Source organism: Actinomycetota bacterium (assembly GCA_028698215.1).
GTDB lineage: Bacteria > Actinomycetota > Humimicrobiia > Humimicrobiales > Humimicrobiaceae > Halolacustris.
Window position 1 is genome coordinate 1 of sequence record JAQVDY010000010.1, and the last position, 21747, is coordinate 21747.

Annotated in this window: 21 protein-coding genes and 1 other RNA gene; all 22 read right to left on the bottom strand. The window is 45.3% G+C overall.

Annotation, left to right across the window (positions count from 1 at the left end):
* Positions 1-30: 30 nt before the first annotated feature.
* The 22 genes from ssrA to ispE all read right to left on the bottom strand — a co-directional run bounded on the left by ssrA (position 31) and on the right by ispE (position 21744).
* Positions 31-383, bottom strand: a transfer-messenger RNA (tmRNA) gene (ssrA, locus tag PHN32_04560).
* A gap of 30 nt (positions 384-413) precedes the next feature.
* On the bottom strand, positions 414-881 hold the full coding sequence (gene smpB, locus PHN32_04565; protein MDD3776857.1) for an SsrA-binding protein SmpB: 468 nt from the start codon (positions 879-881) through the stop codon (positions 414-416).
* Complete coding sequence (locus PHN32_04570; GenBank protein ID MDD3776858.1) at positions 874-2112, bottom strand: S41 family peptidase; 1239 nt, start codon at positions 2110-2112, stop codon at positions 874-876. The genes smpB and PHN32_04570 overlap by 8 nt, the downstream gene beginning before the upstream one ends.
* An 81-nt stretch (positions 2113-2193) precedes the next feature.
* Positions 2194-3366: a peptidoglycan DD-metalloendopeptidase family protein gene (locus PHN32_04575; protein MDD3776859.1), complete on the bottom strand. Its 1173-nt coding sequence runs from the start codon at positions 3364-3366 to the stop codon at positions 2194-2196.
* Positions 3367-3422: 56 nt separating this feature from the next.
* Positions 3423-4331, bottom strand: coding sequence for a permease-like cell division protein FtsX (ftsX, locus tag PHN32_04580; GenBank protein ID MDD3776860.1), 909 nt, complete (start codon positions 4329-4331; stop codon positions 3423-3425).
* Positions 4331-5011, bottom strand: a complete 681-nt coding sequence (ftsE, locus tag PHN32_04585; GenBank protein ID MDD3776861.1) for a cell division ATP-binding protein FtsE — start codon at positions 5009-5011, stop codon at positions 4331-4333. Before ftsE ends, ftsX begins: the two co-directional genes overlap by 1 nt.
* 45 nt (positions 5012-5056) lie before the next feature.
* Positions 5057-6161 (bottom strand): peptide chain release factor 2 gene (gene prfB / locus PHN32_04590; GenBank protein ID MDD3776862.1). Its coding sequence is split into 2 segments (ribosomal slippage): positions 5057-6091 and positions 6093-6161, totalling 1104 coding nucleotides; the frame shifts between segments, so codons are not numbered across the junction.
* A gap of 2 nt (positions 6162-6163) precedes the next feature.
* A complete protein-coding gene (gene secA, locus PHN32_04595) occupies positions 6164-8680 on the bottom strand; it encodes a preprotein translocase subunit SecA (GenBank protein MDD3776863.1) in 2517 nt (838 codons plus the stop codon).
* A 14-nt stretch (positions 8681-8694) separates the two neighbouring features.
* Entirely contained in the window at positions 8695-9234 is a 540-nt protein-coding gene (gene raiA, locus PHN32_04600) for a ribosome-associated translation inhibitor RaiA (GenBank protein MDD3776864.1), read from the bottom strand.
* A 14-nt stretch (positions 9235-9248) separates the two neighbouring features.
* Complete coding sequence (locus tag PHN32_04605; protein MDD3776865.1) at positions 9249-9452, bottom strand: cold-shock protein; 204 nt, start codon at positions 9450-9452, stop codon at positions 9249-9251.
* Between the two features lie 5 nt (positions 9453-9457).
* On the bottom strand, positions 9458-10141 hold the full coding sequence (locus PHN32_04610) for a double zinc ribbon domain-containing protein (protein ID MDD3776866.1): 684 nt from the start codon (positions 10139-10141) through the stop codon (positions 9458-9460).
* A 7-nt stretch (positions 10142-10148) separates the two neighbouring features.
* A complete protein-coding gene (locus PHN32_04615; GenBank protein MDD3776867.1) occupies positions 10149-11291 on the bottom strand; it encodes an NDP-sugar synthase in 1143 nt (380 codons plus the stop codon).
* Between the two features lie 14 nt (positions 11292-11305).
* Positions 11306-12358, bottom strand: a complete 1053-nt coding sequence (gene mtnA, locus PHN32_04620) for an S-methyl-5-thioribose-1-phosphate isomerase (protein ID MDD3776868.1) — start codon at positions 12356-12358, stop codon at positions 11306-11308.
* The gene (ahcY, locus tag PHN32_04625) at positions 12340-13596 is read right to left on the bottom strand and encodes an adenosylhomocysteinase (GenBank protein MDD3776869.1); all 1257 of its coding nucleotides are present in this window, start codon (positions 13594-13596) and stop codon (positions 12340-12342) included. Before ahcY ends, mtnA begins: the two co-directional genes overlap by 19 nt.
* A 17-nt stretch (positions 13597-13613) precedes the next feature.
* Positions 13614-14687 carry a bifunctional phosphoglucose/phosphomannose isomerase gene (locus tag PHN32_04630; protein ID MDD3776870.1) on the bottom strand — a complete coding sequence of 358 codons (1074 nt, stop codon included), beginning with the start codon at positions 14685-14687 and terminating at the stop codon, positions 13614-13616.
* 39 nt (positions 14688-14726) lie between these two features.
* Positions 14727-16178 (bottom strand): phosphoglucomutase/phosphomannomutase family protein, encoded by a 1452-nt coding sequence (locus PHN32_04635; protein ID MDD3776871.1) that lies wholly within the window; start codon positions 16176-16178, stop codon positions 14727-14729.
* A gap of 9 nt (positions 16179-16187) precedes the next feature.
* Positions 16188-17150 carry a GDP-mannose 4,6-dehydratase gene (gene gmd / locus PHN32_04640; protein MDD3776872.1) on the bottom strand — a complete coding sequence of 321 codons (963 nt, stop codon included), beginning with the start codon at positions 17148-17150 and terminating at the stop codon, positions 16188-16190.
* Positions 17151-17175: 25 nt separating this feature from the next.
* The gene (locus PHN32_04645) at positions 17176-18291 is read right to left on the bottom strand and encodes an NDP-sugar synthase (protein MDD3776873.1); all 1116 of its coding nucleotides are present in this window, start codon (positions 18289-18291) and stop codon (positions 17176-17178) included.
* 2 nt (positions 18292-18293) lie between these two features.
* Positions 18294-19244: a GDP-mannose 4,6-dehydratase gene (locus PHN32_04650; GenBank protein ID MDD3776874.1), complete on the bottom strand. Its 951-nt coding sequence runs from the start codon at positions 19242-19244 to the stop codon at positions 18294-18296.
* A 77-nt stretch (positions 19245-19321) separates the two neighbouring features.
* Complete coding sequence (locus PHN32_04655) at positions 19322-20209, bottom strand: glycosyltransferase family 2 protein (protein MDD3776875.1); 888 nt, start codon at positions 20207-20209, stop codon at positions 19322-19324.
* A gap of 60 nt (positions 20210-20269) precedes the next feature.
* Positions 20270-20851, bottom strand: a complete 582-nt coding sequence (locus tag PHN32_04660; protein MDD3776876.1) for a TetR/AcrR family transcriptional regulator — start codon at positions 20849-20851, stop codon at positions 20270-20272.
* Entirely contained in the window at positions 20848-21744 is an 897-nt protein-coding gene (gene ispE / locus PHN32_04665) for a 4-(cytidine 5'-diphospho)-2-C-methyl-D-erythritol kinase (protein ID MDD3776877.1), read from the bottom strand. Before ispE ends, PHN32_04660 begins: the two co-directional genes overlap by 4 nt.
* Positions 21745-21747 lie beyond the last annotated feature (3 nt).

Sequence of the window (21747 nt, forward strand, 5' to 3'; positions counted from 1 at the left end):
TGGATCTCATAGGTTTGACGGTTATTGATATGGTGGAGGCGGCGGGAATCGAACCCGCGTCCGAAGATATTGCCACTTGAACCTCTACAAGCTTATCCCTTATTTTATTTTCACTTTTATGCCTGGTAAGAGCACCATTCATAAAAGCTAGCCCGTATAAATTTCCCCAGTTATACCTACAGACAGAACATAGCCGGGTATCCTGCTAAACGGCGCCTATCGAAAAGCACAGGAACCTTTTCGTAGACGAGCAACGTTAAACTACGCTGCTAAAGCTAACTGTGTATCGTCAGCATTTATGTTTATTTTCAGCTTTTTACGAGTTCTGATACTCGGCTTGCCATCCAAGCTCAACCTATCCCCGTCGAATCCAATTCGCCCCCATATAGAAGCTAAATTATCATACAACAATATCACTTATATTTCAAAGCCCTATTTATTTCCCTCTTCATCTCCCGTTCCTGTATATCCCGCCTCTTATCTCTTTTTACCTTGCCCTTGGCCAAGGCCAGTTCTACCTTAACCCGGTTATCTTTAAAATAAACTTCCAGAGGCACCAGGGTCAGGCTTTTATCGGTCAGCTTTCCAGCCAGCCTGTCTATTTCCTTCCGGTGCATCAACAGTTTCCTGGTTCTCACCGGGTCAATTTCTTCTATCCTGGCTTTATCATAAGGGGATATATGCACATTATATAAAAGCAGCTGCCCATCTCTAACCCGGGCAAAACTATCTTTTAAGTTTATCTTATGCTCCCTTATGGATTTAACCTCACTGCCCTTTAACACTATACCTGCTTCAAAATTATCCAGTATGAAAAAATCCCTTAAAGCCTTCTTGTTCTTCGCAGCCAGGACCCTATGCTGGTCACCTTTTTTAGCCATCCTGATCACCAATCATGGAAATTAAGGTTTCTTTCGCCTGGTTTAGCTGAGTATCTTCTTCTGCTTCCAGGTCCAGCTCTACCGCCAGGTCAGGCTCTACCCCTACCTCATTAATAGATTTTCCACTAGGAAGCAGGTAATTGGCGGTAGTTAATTTTAAACCGGCGCCATTGGATAACTCCTGTATGGTTTGTACAGTACCCTTTCCAAATGTGGTATTTCCCACCAGCACCGCCCTACCATTTTCCTGCAAGCATCCTGCCACCAATTCAGAAGCACTGGCTGAAAACTCATTTACCAGCACTACCAGTGGTATATCTACCAACCCGCCTTCCTTGGCATTGAAAGTAGAAGTCCTTTCGTTTTCCCCTGACCTGCCCTTAACCATAACTATAATGCCATCATCCATAAACAAATCGCATACCGCTACTGCATCATCCAGCACTCCCCCTAAATTGTTGCGCAGGTCAATGATTATGCCTTGTGCACCTGCCTCCATCAGCTCTTCTATTTCTTCTTCCAGCTTCTCTGCTCCCCGGTCCTGGAATCCAATATATTGGACATAACCGATGTTTCCATCCTGCAGTTCTGAGAAAACATTGGGAACGTAAAACTGCTGCCTGGTAATATCCACTTTAAATCTCTTGTTTTCTGAAGTCCTGTATATAGTAAGGTTAACAGAAGTGCCTTCCTCCCCTTTTATCTTGGTTACCACTTTTTCCAACGGCAATCCCTTGGTAGCTTCCCCCTCTACCTCAGAAATTATATCTCCTTCCTTTAGGCCTGCTTCCCCGGCAGGGGTATCTTCTATTACGGTTACTATAACCACCCTTTCCTGCTCATCCTGGGTTACTATGACCCCGATACCGCTCATGGTGCCCTGGTAGGATTCCATTATCTGCTGGTATTCCTCCTGGCTAAAATAATCGGCATACTTGTCATCCAGGCCTTCCAGCATGCCTTCTATGGCATTTTGAAGCAGCTGCTCCGGAGGCTGGCGGTATATGGAATTCTTTAGTACAAGGTCTATGGCCTCCTGTAAAGGCTCTAGGCTAAAAGCTTGCTGGCTATCGCTAGCTTGGTTATCCCAGCCCAGCAAGCTCAGCCCCTGGTTATTGCTGGCTACCTGCTTAATGGTATAGAAGTTTATACCCAGCCAAAACCCCAGGCCGAATATAAGGATAATAGCCACCGTTACTGCTATAATTTTTAGGATTAAGCTTTTAAGCATTAAAAAATCACCTATCAGTTATAAAAAATACCAGTTATAAGTTATATGCTTTTGGGATAAAATGCAATATAAGCTTAAATATTATAGGAAGCCCATAGGGTTCTGGGCATTACCATTAATCCTGACTTCGAAATGAAGATGAGGGCCGGTGGACCATCCGGTAGAGCCTACATAGCCAATTACCTGTCCCCTCTGCACCATTTGGCCATTGGATACATTGAACCCGGACATATGCGCATACCAGGTAGCATATCCTCCCCCGTGGTAGATCATGATGGAATTGCCGTAACCCCCAAAATAACCAGCCTGTACTACCTGGCCGCCATCAGCAGCAATAATGGGAGTACCGTAAGGGGCAGCCATATCTATTCCTGAATGAAACCTCACATACCCAAAGATGGGGTGCATCCTGTTTCCAAACCCGGAAGTTATCCTGCCGGCAACAGGCCAGGCAAACTTGCCCCCGGGGGCGCTGCCGTAACGATAGCTATCCAGTATCCTTTTAACCTCAGATTCCTTGGATGCCAGCTGCTTTTCCATCTGGATGAGGGCATTCTTATTGGCAGTAGTCTGGTTTAGCAGGCTGTTTTTCTCATTATAGATGCCTTCTATTTCTGTTTTTTTGGATTCAGCCTGTACTACCAGGGCTTCTACCTTTGCTTTGCCTTCTTCCTGTTTCTCCCTCAGGTCCAGAATGGATTTTTTTACATTTAAGGTGGCTTGCTTCTTTTCCTTGATGGCAGTTATGATTTCGGTATCCTGTTCTGCCAGGTTATTCATCAGTTTGATACGGGATACAAATTCCAGGAAGTTTTCAGCCTTAAGCAGGATTTCTAATACGTTTATGTTCCTGTTTTTATATATGGAAGCTACCCGGTCATTAAGGACCTGGATTTTGGACTCCAGCTCCTGTTCAATATCCTTTAGCTCCTGTTCCTTTAATACCAGCTCAATAGTGGTTTTATCTATTTCTGATTTAGCTTCGGATACTTTGGCATTCAACCCTTCCAGTTCAGACAGGGCACCCAGCAGCTGGCCTTCTACTACCTCTACCTGCTGAATATATTCCTTTTCCTGTTTTTTGGTTTCCTCTATTTTTTCCTGGGTTTCTTTTCTTTCTTCCTGGATTTGTTCCAGCTCTTCTTCCAGGTTTTGGGCATGCAGCATGGAAGGTGAATAACCGAATAAAAAAGAAGTGGCGGCTATTATAATTGCTACAATTATGGCTATAAAGTTCTTACTGCAATTTTGCATAACAAAAAATATTTTTTGTTTTCCTTATTGTACCATACCTTTTATAAATGTTAACCCTAAACTTTAAGATATCTCCTAAGGGCTAAAGCACTGCTTAAAATTCCCACCAGTGCACCAAGGGCAATCAACGCCAGATAAATATAGATGGCAATATTACTGCTGCCCACAATGGCCAGATCCCTGATGCTCATAGTATCCACTATGGCCCTTTCTCCTTTAATAAGCAGGAAATTACCCAGAAAATAAAGGATCACTACTGCCAGTATGCTGCCCATAAAACCTTCAAAAAATCCTTCAAATAAAAAGGGTATCCTTACAAACCAATTGGAAGCCCCCACCAGTTTCATTACCTCTACTTCTTTTCTCCGGGCATGGATAGACAGCCTGATGGTATTGTAAATAAGCACAATGGTAGCCAGAAGCAGCACGATAATGATCAGCAGGGCGATGGTTCCTACTACTGCAATTACCGAAAACAGCTTATTGACATAATTCTGCCCATATATAACATCATTGACCCCCTCTATGTAGGTCCCATCCCGGTCTACAAACCTCAATGCTACCTGATCTACTTTCTCCGGGTCAATTAAGGTAATTTCAAACGAAGCGGGCAAGGGGTTGCCCTGGATTTCCTTTAGGATATCACTGCCTTCATTCTTTGCCCTGAATTGTTCCAGGGCCTGCTCCTTGGATATGAAATTTACACCCTTTATCTCTTCCCAGCCTTCAATTTCCTGTTCCAGGTAAACTTTTAGTTCGTCAGAAATATTGTCTTCCAAATAAACAGCAATTTCCACCTGGCTCTTAATGGAATTTAGAATCCCCAGGACATCGTATACTATTACTGAAAACAGGCCTACCATAAATAAAGTTATGGCCACGGTAGTAATAGCAGTAAAGGCCATAAGGAAGTTTCTTTTAAAATTTGAAAAGGTCTCTCCAAAATAATACTTGGCCCTGGTCATCAGTCTCCGTAAACCCCTCTCTTCTGGTCTCTTATTATTTCGCCGTTTTCCAGCTCTACTACTCTCCTCCTCATGGAGTTTACCACACTTTTGTCATGAGTAGCCATAACCACGGTGGTTCCGATTAAACTGATCCTGGAAAGCAGGGTCATAATACCGTCGCTGGTATTCGGGTCCAGGTTTCCAGTAGGCTCATCTGCTAACAGTATGGGGGGACGGTTAACAAAAGCCCTGGCTATGGAAACCCTCTGCTGCTCTCCTCCGGAAAGCTGATGGGGGAAAGAATGCATCTTTTGGTACAGGCCTACCAGCTTCAATACTTGGGGCACCTGGATATTTATGACATAGGTTGGTTTACCTATGACATCCAAGGCAAAAGCTACATTTTCAAATACGGTTCTATTGGGAAGAAGCTTAAAATCCTGGAAAACACAGCCTATATTTCTTCTCAAATGAGGTATACGGGAAGACTTTAATTTGCAGATATTCCTGCCGGCAATAAAAATGGACCCGCTGGATACATCATATTCCTTGATTAATAGTTTAATAAAAGTTGATTTTCCTGAGCCGCTGGGGCCTACCAGGAACATGAATTCCCCTTTTTTAACTACCACATTTATATTTTTTAAAGCGATGGTATTGTCATCATATATCTTGGTTACATTCTTAAATTCAATCATATTCATATTTAAAAAAGAAAGGTAATTTTTTTTAATAGATAGAGTTTAACCTCTGGCCAACATTTTTTCAAGATAACCCCTTATAAATTCGTCTATATCCCCATCCAGAACAGACTGCACATCCCCAATTTCCACTCCTGTACGGTGGTCCTTTATAAGTTGGTAGGGCTGCAGGGTATAACTGCGGATCTGGTTGCCCCAGGCTATGTCTTTCTGCTCTCCCCTGACTTTGTCCATTTCTTCCTGTTTCTTTTGAATCTCCAGCTCATAAAGCTTGGATTTAAGTATCTGCATGGCTGTCTGCCGGTTAAGCATCTGTGACCTTTCATCCTGGCAGCTAACCACAATTCCGGAAGGAATATGGGTTATCCTTACTGCCGAGTCAGTAACATTGACATGCTGTCCCCCCGCTCCGCTGGAACGGTAGGTATCTATTTTCAAGTCTTCCTTGTTAATGCTTATATCCACATCCTGCTCAAACAAGGGAGTAACCTCAACTGAAGCAAAAGAGGTATGCCTTCTTTTGGAAGAATCAAAGGGCGAAATACGGACCAGCCGGTGTATTCCCTTTTCCCCTTTAAGCAGGCCATAAGCATGGTCCCCAGTCACGGTAAGGGTAACATTCTTTATTCCGGCTTCGTCCCCTGCTGAAAAATCCACCACCCTGTATTTAAGTTTTTTCTTTTCCATCCACCGGGTATACATCCTCAACAGCATTTCTGCCCAATCCTGGGACTCTGTCCCTCCTGCCCCGGGGTGTATATTTAGAACGGCCGGATAGGAATCGTAGGGGCCGGACAGTATAGCTTGCTCTTCAATATCGTCTACCGCTTTTTTCAGTAGATCCAGGTTCTGGTTAAGCTCTGCCTCCAGTTTTTTATCAGGCCCTTCCTGCAGAAGCTGCAGGGCCAGCTCTACATCTTCAGCCAGCTGGCTGGCCTGGTGGTAGCGGTCAACTGCCTGTTTTACTGTATTCATCTCCTGTAAGGTTTGCTGTGCCTTTTCTTTCTGGTCCCAAAATTTTGGCTGCAGGGATTTCTTTTGTAGGGTATCCAGCCTCTCTTCCTTTTTACCTATTTCAAAGACAATCCTTTAAAAAAACCAGCTTCTCCCTTATTTCCTTTAATTTATCTGAGTAGTCATTTAACATAATTACCTTCCACAACATTTCTTATATTTCTTACCGCTGCCGCAGGGGCAGGGATCATTCCTTCCAACCTTGTCCTGGTGCGGAACTTGCTTAGGCTTAGCAGGTACAGCCTGGGAAGGACCGCTGGTGCTAATGTTTTCCAGGGGGTTGGGGCGGGGTTCCTGTTTTTTAGTTACCACTTTAGCATTAAACAAAAGCTTTACCGTATCCTGCCTTATTTCTGAGATAAGATCCTTAAACAAGGCAAAAGCCTCATGCTTGTATTCCACTAAAGGATCCCTCTGCCCGATAGCCCGGAGCCCGATACCTTCTTTTAAGTAATCCATTTCCAGCAAATGCTCCCTCCACCGGTTATCAATTACATCCAGCATTACCAGCCTTTCCAGGTTCCTCATAATTTCCGGGCCCAGTTCCTGTTCCCTCTGCTCATAAGCCTTTACCGCTTTTGCCTTTAAATCCTGGGTAAACTGCTCGGCTTTCAGGTTTTCCAAATCTAAATCATTATCCAGCATATCTTGGCCAAATTCGGCGGCCAAAACAGTCCCCAAGCCCTTAAGATCCCAGTTTTCAGGATAGTCATTTTTATTGATATGGGCAGCTGCCAGGTCATCTACCGCTTCACTGGTAAGCATAACAGCGGTCTGTCTTAAATCCTGCTCCAGCAGTACCTTTTTCCGGCGGCCGTAAATGATCTCCCTCTGCTTGTTCATTACATCATCATATTCTAAGACATGCTTCCTTATCTCAAAATTTCGGGATTCTACCTGTCTCTGGGCATTTTCTACCGCCCTGTTTATCATGGGATGCTGAATGGGCAGGTCATCTGGAAAACTAAACCTGTCCATTATGGCTCCTATCCGTTCAGAACCAAACAGCCTCAGCAGCTCATCCTCGGTGGAAAGGTAGAATTGGCTGGAGCCAGGGTCACCCTGCCTACCGCTCCTACCCCTGAGCTGGTTGTCTATTCTCCTGCTTTCATGCCTTTCTGTACCCAGCACATGTAAGCCTCCCAGGCCGGCTACTTCCGGGCCTAAAACAATATCAGTTCCCCTTCCAGCCATATTGGTGGCAATGGTAACTGCCCCCTTCTGCCCGGCATCAGCTACTATTTGCGCCTCTTTTTCATGATGCTTGGCATTAAGCACGTTATGGGCAATTCCCATCCGGTTAAGCATGGCTGACAGCTTTTCTGATTTCTCGATGGAAATGGTCCCCACCAGCACTGGCTGGCCTTTCTGGTTACGCTGTGCTATATCCTGTACCACATTGGCAAATTTTACCTCTTCACTCTTGTAAATCAGGTCAGGAAGCTCGTCTCTTTTTAAGGGTTTATTGGTAGGTATTACTACCGTTTCCAGGTTGTATATATGCCTGAACTCAGCCGCTTCGGTAATTGCGGTTCCGGTCATACCCGCCAGCCGGTCATACATCCTGAAATAATTCTGGATGGTGATAGTAGCCAGAGTCTGGTTTTCATCCTTAATAGCTACCCTCTCTTTGGCTTCAATAGCCTGGTGCAGGCCTTCTGAATACCTTCTGCCGGGCATAAGCCTTCCCGTAAATTCATCCACTATGATTACTTCGCCTTCTTTGACAATATAGTCTACATCCTTTTTAAACAGATGCCTGGCTTTCAAAGACTGGTTTAGGGCATGAACCATCAAATAGTTGGCAGGATCGTATAGATTATCTATACCGGTCAGCTGCTCTACCCTGGTTACCCCCTCCTCAGTTATGGCTGCATTCTTGGCCTTTTCATCGACCTCAAAATCCTTATCCGGCTCCAGCATAGGTACAATGCGCGAAAACTGCTGATATATTTTGGTGGTACCGGTAGCTATTCCGGAGATGATAAGGGGGGTTCTGGCTTCATCGATTAAAATACTGTCCACCTCATCAATTATGGCGTACTGGTGTTCTTTTTGCACCATCCTGTCTTTGCTGACCACCATATTGTCCCTGAGGTAATCAAAACCAAACTCATTATTGGTGCCGTACACCACATCAGAATCATACTGCTGTTTCTTTTCAGCAGTATCCATGCCATGCTGCAGCAGGCCCACTTCCAAGCCCAAAAACTCATAGACTTTACCCATCCACTGGCTGTCTCTTTTAGCTAGATAATCATTTACGGTTACCAGGTGGGTGCATTTATTGGCTATGGCATTAAGGTAAACCGGCAAAGTGGCCACCAGGGTTTTTCCTTCCCCGGTTTTCATCTCTGCGATCTTGCCCTCAAAAAGTACAGCCCCACCCATAATCTGCACATCAAAATGCCTCATGCCAAGCACTCTCCTGGCTGCTTCCCTGACCACGGCAAAGGCAGGGGCCATCAGTTCTTCCAGGCTCTGGCCCTGCTTATGCCTCTGCTTAAATTCTATGGTCTTGGCCGCTAAAGCCTGGTCATCCAGTTTCTTTAAGCTGTCCTCAAATCCGGCTACCTGCTCTACCAGCAGCTCATAGGCTTTTAGCTTCTTGCCTTCTCCAAATTTCAATAAATTTCCAATTTTTTCAAACATTTCCAACCACCATATTATTCTGTAGTGGGCTCAATAAGCCCGTAATTAGAATCTTTCCTCCTGTACACTACCGCCGTGGAATTAGTATCGGAATTGATAAACACAAAAAAGTCATGCCCCAGCAGCTCCATCTGCATTACTGCTTCCTCCGGGGGAATAGGCTTTAGCGTAAAGGACTTGGTTTTAACTATCTGCTTCTTTATTTTCTCAGCAACATTATTTTCTCCGGCGGAAGCAGGGGATTTCCTGCCCCTCTGTATCCTTTTATTCTTAAATCTTTTGGCCTGCCGTTCCAGCTTATCACTGACCTTGTCAATAGCAGAAAATACATCCGTTCCTGTATCTTCGGCCCTGATTACCGCCCCTGCCGTAAAAACGGTAACCTCAGCCCGGGTATTTTCATTTATTCTGGGATTCTTTTCAAAAATAAGTTTTAATTCGGCTTCTACCACTTTATCTAAAAATTTATCAACCCTGTCCCTTATCTTTTTTTGGGCATATTCTTTAATCTTGTCATCCAAATCAATGTTCTTGCTTCTGATTTTGAATTCCATGTTTGCCTCCTTGGTTAATTATTTTTAATACAAACATCAACTGCCACCGGCCCCCGGCTGTCCCGGCTTAATTCAAACTCTACCTGTTGGCTCCGGGTCAGGCTCTTGAAACCGGCACTGCTGATTCCGCTGTAGTGAACATAAATGTTATCCATATCCTGGGCCTGTATAAAGCCAAACCCCTTTTCAGGGCTGAACCATTTTACTACACCCATCATCTTTTTCATATACGGTGCTCTCCCCTGGCTACAGTTAATAAATAAATTTTAGCAGCCCCTGCTTTTTTAGCCAGCCAGCAGACATGATTCAAAGTGCTGCCGGTAGTAAACACGTCATCTATCAGCAATAGATTGCGTCCGTAATACTTAAGGCAGTCCCTCACCTTATAGTCTCCTACCGGATTAAACTTACGGGTGCTGCTGTCCAGTTGTTTCTGCTCCTGGCCTTTCCTTATCTTCAGTAAGTTGTTAGCATAAGGTATTTTTAGCCTGCTTTCAAGATGAGAGCATATCATTTGGATATGGGAGCCCGGCACCCCATCCATTATCTCTATATCTTCCCCCCTGTAATGCTGGTTATAGCTAAGCTCAAGCCAGGAAGCCAAAAGACCTGACAAGAGGCTGATACCCTGCTGCTTATAACGGAAAATTACAGCTCTAATGGTATCACCGTAATAGGCAAAGCTTCGGCTGCGGTAATAATAGAGGGATTGCTGGGAGCAAAAGCTGCAGACTTCCGGTGTATGGGGACAGCCGCATCGGGGACAAATATCTTCCCCTATAATCTCTATTTTCTGCCCGCAGTCTTGGCATAAGGGAGCAGTGGACACCCGGCCGCAAACACAGCAGGCAGGGGGTAGGATTAAATCTTTTAATGCTTCCCCTAAATTTATCTGCCTTAAATTCACTGAATAATTATTTTTCCTGCTGTTTTTTATTATTCAACTTATCAATATTTATGACCTCATTGGACATTATCTTTACACTGGGATGTATAATTATCCCGTCTTCGATAACGCTTTTGGAGCCTATGACAGCCCGCTCCAGCACCGATACCTTATCCTTTATTTTAGCATCATAACCAATAATAGCTCCAATCAAGGAAGAATCCTTGCCAATATAGCCGCTTCCCCATTTTATTCCCCGGTACAGCACTGCCCTCTGGTCCACTACCGTATTATCGCCCAAAATGATAGGCCCAAACAGCTTGGCTTCCTTCTTTATGGTACAGTTATTGCCAATACATACCGGAGGAATGATGATAACATCTTCTTCTATCTTGCAATGCTTGCCGATCCATACCCCTTCTTTTATCTGTTTGCCCGGTATCTTTACCTTAACCTTTCCTTCCAGGGCATCAAAATTACCCTGCTGGTATTCATCCAGGCTGCCCACATCATTCCAGTATTGGGAATGGGTATAGCCATAATAAGGGATGTCCTGTTCTAAAAGATGGGGAAATAGGTTCTTGCCAAAGTCGTAAAATTTACCCTGGGGCATATGCTCAAAAATATGGGGTTCAAAAAAGTAGATTCCGCTATTGGCCAGGTCTGATTTTGCTTCTCCGCTTAAAGGTTTTTCCTGGAAACCATAAATACGTTTTTCATCATCCAAAAGTACAACCCCGTACTGAGATGTATCTTCCACCCTGGTCAGCACCATGGTGCAGATTCCTCCTTTTTTCTGGTGAAACCCAGAAGCGCTGGTTAAATCTATGTCGGTCAGGGCATCCCCGCTGATTACTAAAAAAGGCTGCCCTTCAAAAAAGTCTTCCACATTTTTTACTCCCCCGGCAGTCCCCAGCAGCTCTTCCTCATAGGAATACACCAGGTTAACACCCCATCTGGAGCCGTCACCGAAATGGTCTTTGATGGCTTCAGGATACCAGTGGAGGTTGCACACTATATCCTTATAGCCATGGCTGGCCAGTAAGTCAATAATGTGTTCCATAACCGGCTTATTAACAATAGGAGCCATAGGCTTGGAGATAAGGTCTGTAAGCGGCCTCAGCCTGGTTCCCAGACCAGCTGCCAGTACCATTGCTTTTTTCACTTTCATATCTATACCCACTCCTATCCCAAGTTAGCAATATTTTTTTCATAAGGAGGATAAACAGTTCCTTTTTCCGTAATTATCCCGGTAATATTCTGATGGCTGGTTACATCAAAAGAAGGGTTTTTAACCTGTATATAGCCAGGGATTATCCTGGTGCCCAATACAGTCCTTACTTCTTCTTCATCCCTTTGCTCTATTGGTATTTGGCTGCCCTCCTCTATGCTGAAATCCACAGTAGACAAGGGAGCAGCAATAAAGAAGGGAAGATTATAGTAATGGGCCAGTACCGATAAGCCCAGGGTACCAATCTTGTTGGCGCTGTCACCGTTTTTAGCTACCCGGTCTGCCCCCACTACCACTGCATCCACCTGGCCCCTGGACATAAAATAGGCAGCCATATTATCGGTTATTACCCAGTGGGGTATGCCATCCTGGTACAATTCCCAGGCAGTCAGCCGGGCTCCCTGAAGATACGGCCTGGTCTCATCTACCAGCACTTTCTCTATCATATCCGCCTCATGCAGGCTCCTGATGACTCCCAGTGCGGTTCCGTATCCGGCCGTAGCCAAGGCTCCAGCATTGCAATGAGTAAGTATGGATAATTTTGGTTTGCCCAGCTTGCTTAAAGCTTCCCGGCCATGCTGGCCTATGGCTTTGTTGATGCTAATATCTTCCTGCTCTATCTTTTTGGCTTCCTTTTCCAGTATCTGCTTAATGGAGTCAATGCTTTGTGCAATATTTTCATCTACCAGTTTTTCCATCCTGTCTAAGGCCCAGAACAGGTTCACTGCGGTAGGCCTGGATTTGGACAGCACATATACCCCTTCCCTTACAAGGGAAAGGAATTCATCCTTGCTGTCTCCCTCATACCTTTTGGCGGCCAGCAGCACTCCATAGGCAGCTGCCACTCCAATAGCCGGAGCGCCCCTGATTACCATATCCTGGATGGCTTGGGCCGTGCTGTTGGCATCCTTGCATATTACATATTCTTGTGTAAAAGGAAGTTTTCTCTGGTCAATCATTTCCAGAGAATCGCCTTTCCAGATTAAGGTTAGGTTCCCAGCTCCCATGAATTTAAATACTCCTCCTGCTCGGGGGTAAGCTTGTCTATCACTACTCCCATGGTTTGCAGTTTTATTTCAGCAATCCGGGCATCTATGGCTTCCGGCACCGGATATACTTTCTTTTTTAGATTATCGGCATTCTGGTAAATATATTCTGCACTTAAAGCCTGGTTGGCAAAACTCATATCCATAACGCTGGCCGGATGGCCTTCTGCTGCTCCCAGATTTACCAGCCTGCCGTCTGCCAGCAAATATATCCTTCTGCCGTCATTCATCTTGTACTCGGTTACAAAAGGCCTTACCTCCCGGCTGGACTGGCTGTTTTGTTTTAAATAATTAATATCAATCTCCGCATCAAAATGGCCGGAATTAGCCACAATGGTACGGTCCTTGCAGTTAGCCAGTATGGGTTCACCTATTACATTCTTATTTCCGGTGACTGACAGGAATACATCCCCCAGCTTAGCTGCCTGGGTATTGGTCATTACCTCAAATCCGTCCATTTTAGCTTCCAGGGCCTTAAGGGGATTGATCTCTAATACTACCACCGAGGCACCCATGCCCCTGGCCCTCATAGCCACTCCCCTGCCGCACCAGCCGTAGCCTACCACCACAAATTTCTTGCCGGCCAGCAAAATATTGGTAGCCCTGAGTATGCCGTCTATGGTACTCTGCCCGGTACCATAACGGTTATCAAAAAAATGTTTGGTCTTGGCATCATTTACCGCCACTATGGGATAACCCAAAACCCCTTTGGTTTCCATGCTTTTTAGCCTTATTACCCCGGTAGTGGTCTCTTCGGTGCCTCCCAGCATATGGTCCAGCAATTCCCTTCTTTTGCTGTGCAGGCAGGACACTACATCCGCACCGTCATCCATGGAAATGCGGGGCCTGGTATCGAGCACGCTGTTTATATGCCTGTAGTAAGTATCATTATCCTCACCTTTTATGGCAAACACTGATATGCCATAATCCTTTACCAGGGAAGCAGCCACATCGTCCTGGGTGCTTAAGGGGTTAGAGGCACATAAAGCCACCTGGGCTCCTCCTGCTTTTAAGGTAATCATAAGGTTGGCGGTTTCGCTGGTCACGTGCAGGCAGGCTCCTAATGCCAGGCCTTCCAGGTTCTTGTTCTTGGCAAAATCTTCTCTAATGCCAGCCAGCACAGGCATATCCTGGCCAGCCCATTCAATCTTGTTTTTACCCTGGGCAGCCAGGTTTATATCTTTTACATCGTACTCCATTATCTTTCCTTTCTAAATTAATCAAGCTTGGCAAGTTCTGCTTTTAGTTTTTCAATCTTTTCTACCGGGGTGGGATCTACCCCGTGGTAAAGGGCCAAATAAACACTGGCTATATCTCCAGTATACAGGGTAGATATGGCTTGGGCAAAACTGCTTTGGCCCTTAACCGGAATTTCTATTACCTTGCCCAAATTATTATCAATCAATTTTTTAGTAGCTTCTACCCTGGCCCTTATCCTGGGATGGCCTTCCGGACGGCTCAAAATTATAAGGGCAAAATCTTTGGTTAGCTTATCCAGCCTTTCCCAACCTACAGTTTCATTATGGTTCAGCTCCGGAAACTGGGCCCAGAAACAAGGTGTCTTGGCATTTTCATTTATCTCGCATTTCCAACGGTAAGCAATAGGAGCCAAATAACCTTCCTGCCCATATACCAGGGGAAGACGGTCTCCTATATTCACCGCTACCTGCTTGGCAAAATTTTTACCAGTTTCCACCTTGCGGTTATATTGGCTGCTAAGTTTTTTTACTATTTCCAAACCTTCTTCTATATGGCTCTGCTTTACTGCTAACAGCCCCAGCTGTGCCAAAGCCAGGTAAGCAGGCATAAACAAATAACCAAAAGCTCCCCTGGGCTGTAAGCCTGCGGGAACAGTTATGGCTGATACGCTGTCATAATCTTGGACCAGCTGTTCCAATCTGCCCCCAGAAGTTATAAACAGCATGGTAGCCCCCATATCCATGGCCTGCTGCACGCAGGAAAGGGTTTCTTCAGTATTGCCGGAATAGCTGGAAGCCACTACCAGCCAATCCTTGGTAATAAACCGGGGCAGCCGGTAACCCTTTACTGAAACCATAGGGGCCTGGCTGCTGTCTGCGGCCAGTGCAGTAATGATATCTCCGCTGATGCCCGAGCCGCCCATTCCCGTAAATACCACTCCTGAATATTTTTTGCCCGATATCTTGCTTAAATCAGATTGGCCGGCGATTTCAACTCCCTGCTGCAGCTGTTGGTAGAAACCTTCTTCCACTGCCAGCATTCCCTGGGGGTCCAGCTCCCTCAATTTATCTAAATGGTCTAAATTATTCATAAAAATAATACTCCTGCCTACTGTTAATACTACAAATTTTTAGCCTAATATGCCATCAATAACTTTTTTACCAGCTTGCAGCAAGCCCGCTAGTTTTTCATCTTGGCTGCTTTCAGCATAAATCCTTACCACTGCTTCGGTGCCCGAGGGCCTTATCATCAGCCAGCTTCCATCCTGGGTTACATATTTATAGCCGTCTATGGTAATAGTCTCTGCTATTCCCAGTTTTTCTATATCTGGGGGGATGCTGCTTGCCAGCAGCTTCCCCAGTTTATTTTTCTGGCCAACAGTTACTTCCAGGTCTACCCGGTCATAGACAAATCCCCCAAACTGGCTGTATATGTCTTCCAAAATTTGCCCTATGGTTTTTTGCTTCAAAGCGCAAATTTCCATTAATTTCAAGCCCATCAACATGCCGTCTCTTTCCGGAATATTGCCATAACACCACAAGCCTCCGCTTTCTTCTCCCCCCATAATGACATCGCCTTCCAATATCTTTTCTCCAATGTACTTAAACCCTATAGGGGTAACTTCCAAATCCAGGCCATAGTGGCGGCATATGCGGTCAATGATAGAGGAAGTGGATACGGTTTTAATTACCCTCCCCCTTAACTTGCGGTCAGCAGCCAGATGATTTAAAACCACTGCAAATATATGGTGGCTGCTGACATAGCTGCCATCTCCAGCCAAAGCTCCAATGCGGTCTGCATCTCCATCCAGGCATACCGCCATATCCAGCTGATGGGCCTTAAGGTATTGCCGGGCTTGGTTAAGGTTTTCCCCTATGGGCTCAGGAGCCAGGCCTCCGAAAGCAGGATTGACCTCAGAGTGAATTTCTTCTACTCTCCCTGGAACCAGGCTGGCAACCATTTTACGATAAATATTCTGCCCTGCCCCGTACATTGGATCCAGGAGCAAGCTAAAATTATATTTACCCACTTCACCGGTATCTATAAGGCTGAATATATGGTCCTGGTAGGGTGAGATAAAATCTACCTTATTAATATGCTGGTCTCCATGTTGGCTATCCGGAGGTATGCAGCGGTAAAAAAGGCCATCTGCTATGCCCCGGTTTACCCTGGTTTCAATCTTATCAATTATTTCCATGGTAGCTGACCCTCCATAAGGCCCCTTTACCTTATAGCCGTTATAGGGGTAGGGATTATGGCTGGCCGTAATCATTATGCCCAGGTCGGCACCATGGTTTACCACTGCATGGGACAGCACCGGGGTGGGTACCGGGCCATCAGATATAAAAGTATCTACCTTATTGGCAGCAAATACAGCAGCTGCCATGAGGGCAAAACGGTCGGATAGGAACCGGGTGTCATACCCAATTACCACCTTGCGCTGATGGCTATCACCCCCGGCCTTATGCTCCAAGTATTCACATACTCCCTGGGTCACTACTTTAACATTTTCAAAGGTAAACTGATCAGCTATTATTCCTCTCCAACCGTCAGTACCAAACTGGATGTTTCTTTCTGTCATGGCTGCTTCCTAAACCTGTTTTTTTAAATAATTATAATCATACTCTACCATTATTTTAACCAGCTGCTCAAAATCCACCTTGGGCTTCCACCCTAATTCTTTCCTGGCCTTGGAGGAGTCACCTACCAGCAGATCCACTTCGGCCGGGCGCAGGAACCGGGGATCAACTTTTACATATTTTTTCCAGTCCAGATCCAGACAGCTAAAAGAAGCCTCCACCCATTCCTGCACACTATGGGTGTGGTCTGTAGATACTACATAATCACTGGGCTTGTCCTGCTGCAGCATAAGCCACATGGCCTCCACATAATCCTTAGCATAACCCCAGTCCCGTTTGGACTCACGGTTGCCCAGGTAAAGGGCATCAGCCAAGCCCAGCTTAATCCTGGCCACTCCATCGGTAATTTTTTTAGTAACAAACTCCATCCCCCGGCGGGGAGACTCGTGATTAAACAGGATGCCACAGCAAGCAAACAGGTCGTAGCTTTCCCTGTAATTGACTGTAATATAATGTCCATAAGCCTTGGCTGCCCCATAAGGGCTGCGGGGGTAAAAGGGGGTATCCTCATTCTGGGGAACTTCCCTTACTTTGCCAAACATCTCTGAGCTGGAAGCCTGGTAATATTTGATATCCCGGTTTAAGTTCCTAACCGCTTCCAGCATCCTGGTAACTCCCAGCCCCGTAAACTCGCCGGTAAGCACCGGCTGGTTCCAGGAGGTGGGTACAAAGGACATGGCCGCCAGGTTATAGATTTCATCCGGCTGGGCTTCTTTTATTGCATTAACAATAGAAAGCTGGTCCAGCAGGTCTCCCTGAACAAACTTTATCTTGTCCTTGATATGCTCAATCCTGTACAGGTTCTCTACAGAAGACCTCCTTATCATGCCATAAACCTCATAGCCCTTTTCCAGCAAAATTTCTGCCAGATAAGAGCCGTCCTGGCCGGTTATGCCTGTAATCAATGCTCTCACTTTGCTCTCCTCTTTTCTTTACCCATTAAAATTGTATTTGCCCTGACTGTATCCTGGAGTTAATGCATATTTTTATTCCATTTTTTAACACGTTATTTTTGGCAATAATGCTATTGTCTCCAATCAGGGACACCCCTTCGATCCTTACATTTTCATCTATTTTAACATTTTTAGATAGTATTGAATCCTTTATTATTGTATTTTTACCGATACGGCAGCTGTTAAACAGGACGCTTCCCGAAATTTCAGCCCCGCAGCTCAGGTAGCAGTTATCCCCAATAACCGTCAACGGCAGGATTTTAGCCCCTGGTTCAATGATAGTGCCATGCCCTACCACCACCGGCCCTGAAGTAAAATTAGAATCATCAAATTTTACCTTATCAGCTATATATATACCCCGCTTATATTCCTGGTAGGGAAAATCAAACTCAATCTTCTTATCCAGTATGTCATGATGGGCAGCCAGGTATTTCTGGGGAGTGCCTACATCCAGCCAGTAATCCTGGGAACGGTAGCCGTATATGCGGTAACCTTCAGCCAGGGCCTTGGGAAAAAGCCCCCTTTCAAAAGAGTAATTAATTCCTTCCGGCACCATGTCCATAACCTGGGGCTCAATAATATAGGTTCCGGCATTGATAAGGTCGGTAGTAATCTCTTCTTCACTGGGTTTTTCCAAAAACTCGGCTACTTTTCCCTCCCCGTCTATAGGAACCAGCCCATAAGCGGAAGGGTCTTCCACCGGGGTCAGGGATATGGTTATATCAGATTTTTTACTCTCGTGGTAATTAATCATTTCAGTAAGATTAAGGGAAGTAAGAATGTCCCCATTAAATACCATAAATTTTGAGCCATCCAGATACTTCATAACATTCTTTACCGCCCCGCAGGTACCCAAAGGGCTTTCTTCTACCACATAGGTAATACTTACTCCCAGCCTAGAGCCATCGCCAAAATAATTCTTAAATGCCGAAGGCAGGTAGCCTGTGGAAAAAATTATTTCTTTTATACCATGCGATTTAAGCCAATTAATAAAATTATGCATAAAGGGACGGTTTACCAAAGGAAGCATGGGCTTGGGGTTCAGGTAAGTAATGGGTCTTAGCCTGGTTCCCTTTCCTCCCACCAGTATTACTGCTTTCACTTCTACCTCCTATTCTCCTGGTTTACTTTCTCTCTCCACCAGTTTAAGGTGTCGGAAAGAGAGGTTATTAAATCATATTGGGGCTGCCAGCCGGTGTCCTGCTTTAGTTTCCGGTTATCCCCGTATATGGACGGTATGTCTATCGGCCTGAATTTATTTGGGTCTATCTCTACCTTAATATCCTGCCGGGCGCTGCTTAAGCCTATTAGGATATTAAGTATTTCTGCTATTTTTATCTTCTGCCCGCTGCAAACATTATAGGGTTCTCCCTGCCTGCCCTGGGCCAGTATAACGCTATAGGCAGCGGCCACATCCCTCACATCCAAAAAATCCCGGTAAGCCTCCAGGTTGCCTACCTTTATTACTGGATCTGCGCATCCTTGTTCAATACAGGCTATCTGCCTGGCAAAATCACTGCACACAAAACGGTCAGACTGTCCCGGCCCTATATGGTTAAAAGACCTGGTCACCAGCACCTGAAGCTGGTAGGCCTGGCTGTAGGTAAGAGCAAAAAAATCCAGGGCTGCTTTGCTGATTGCATAGGGGTTCTGGGGATTTAGCGGAAACTGCTCATCAATGGCCTGGTGACAGGGAGGCTGGCCGTACTCCTCCGCGGTGCATACCATCAGTACACGGGCACCAGGACTGAATTTTTTAACTGAATCCAGCAGGTTGATTCCCCCAAATACATTGGTCCTGAAAGTATCCACCGGATTCTGCCAGGAATAGGAAACTGAAGCCTGGGCAGCCAGGTGGAATATCCCCTCCGGTTTAACCTGCTTTATGAGCTGGTCTACCTGTTGCTGTTTGGTCAGGTCAACACCCTGGATAGGGAAACCCAAACCATGATCCTGATTGATATCAATACCTACGATGCTGTGGTTCCGGGATAGAAGCAGCCGGGCCAGATGCCTGCCTACAAATCCTGCTGCTCCGGTTATTATTATATTCAAAAGTATATACTCCTAAATCTGTAGCCTAAAAATATATAAACCATTTTAATATAAAATACAAACTATACAAACTAAAATTAAGACCTGCTTTTCCTAAACAGCAAACTTTTGGCAGCAGTTACCAGGAACCTCAAAGCCAGTACAACCAGCAGAACGGGTAAAAAGCATACCTTCCAGCTCTTGCGGTAATGTTTCCAGTAAAAATAAAAAACACTTTTTTGCATAAGGTAAGAAGCCCTGATATTCCTGCCCCTGCTGCTGCCTCCAATATGATGGAGGACCTGGCTGTAAGGAAAATAGTATACCTTCCAACCCTTCTGCCATACCCGGTAGCAAAGGTCCAAATCTTCCACATACATGAAATATCTTTCATCCAGGCTGCCCACCTGTTCTAAAGCCTGTCTTCTTATGGCCATGCAGGAACCCGATACCCAATCTACCTCAAAGGGCTTGCTTTTATCTGCTTCCATAAGCTTGTACTTCCTGGAAAAGGGATTATGGGGATAAACAGCAGTCAGCAGGCTGTGCAGGGCAGCATTAAACATGGAAGGAAACCGGCGGCAGGAAGGCTGGAGGGTGCCGTCACTGTTTATTATTTTTGGCCCCGCTATAGCTGCCCTGGGGTTCTCTTCCAAAAAGGAAATGAGGTTCTGTACCGAACCGGGATACAACTGGCAGTCACTGTTTATAAGCAGCACATAATCAGAATCAAAAGCAGCCATGGCCCTATTATTGGCTGCTGCAAAACCTTTATTATCCGGATTTTCAATTAGGTCTACCCAGCTATAGTCCTGTTTTAGGTGTTCAGCAGTCCCATCACTGGACCTGTTATCCACCACCACTGTACGGTAAGGGAAAGAAGGGGGGTTTTGCTTTAAGGAATTTAACAAATCCACTACATAGTTCAAGCTGTTATAGCTGACTATGCTTATCAGCAGTTTAGTTTTTTGTGTTTGTGGTGACAATAGCGCAATAATCTTTTTTCTTTATTTTAATATATTTGGAACAGCAGTGCTATAACCGCTTTACGTCAGCAGCATCAGTATACTTTTTTTTACCAGCCCAATCCAGTCCGCACCATCGGGATCAAGCAGTCCCTGCACCATAAAACCTATGGTTAGGGAAAACAATATCCGGGAACACTCCCCCACATCCACCTTTTTTATGGATCCCTGTTTTATGCCCTGCTCAATTATATGGCTAAAGAAAGAAGTAAACTTATCATAGGTTCTTTGGCTGACTACCTTCAGCTCGGGGTCACTTAACCCTTTGATATAAAGCTCTAAAAACAGGTTTAGCTGACCCTTAATCCTGGTGAAAGCCGGTTTCATGGCTTCTGGAAGGCTTAACAGCAATTCCAAAAAATTAGGGTTGTTTAGCTCTACCGGCCTTATGCTCAAAGCTATCTGGTCCATCCATCTTTCCATCAGCTCCATCATCAACTGCTGTTTGCTTCGATAATGATGATAAAAGGCTCCCTTGGTTATACCTGCCTGGCTGCAAATATCATCAATGCCGCTTTCGTAAAAACCTTTTTCTGAAAACACTTCCGCCGCTGCAGCCAGGATACTGCTCCTGGTGTCCAGCCCTCGTTGTTCCTGGGTCATGGTACCGTCCTGGCTACATAATTGCTTAAACCGCTGCCTTCCAGCAGCCTGGTTATATCCCTCACCTTTTCCCGGGAAGAAGATATAAAATAAACGGCAGGGCCGCTTCCTGCCAAATGTATGGGGGCTATACCCATTGACTGCAGTTTATCAATCCAGTATGAAAACTGCTTAAACTGGGTACTGTAAACCCTCTCAAACACATTAAACAGCTCTGACTGAAAGTTATTGCCCCCATTGTTGGGCCCCAGTTTGTCCAGCAGCCGGCTGCTGTATTCTCCTCCCGAATAATGATAGGGATTTATATAGGAGTAAATTTTGGCTGTTTTATTGGGCATAGCCAGGGGCAGCAGTATCACTGTCATCCACTTGGTTTTTAGGTCTTTTACCTTTTTTACTTTTTCTCCCCTGCCGGTTACCACACAGGTTCCCCCATATATAAAATAAGGTACATCTGAACCTATTTTGGCTCCCAGCTGGGCCAGGTCGTCCTGGCTTAAATTAAGCTTCCACAGCTGGTTAAGTCCCCTTAAGGTAGCTGCTGCATCGCTGGAGCCTCCCCCCAGACCGGCAGCCGAAGGTATGCTTTTTCTTAAATTGATTAAAGCCCCGCTGCTGTATCCGGTTTCTTCCTTTAGGAGCAGCGCCGCCTTATATACCAGATTATCAAACAGGTAGTTATTTTTGTCTTCCCCAAACAGCATATCCTTGGCCGGCAGCCCGGAGTATTCCGGCACCACCTGGATCCATTCATTTTCCCAGAAAGTAAGCACATCGCATATGTCTATAGTTTGCATTACGGACTCAATATCATGGTAGCCGTCATCCCTCCTGCCAATTATTTCCAAGGTAAGGTTTACCTTGGCCGGTGCTATTTCACAAATCATTTCCATCAC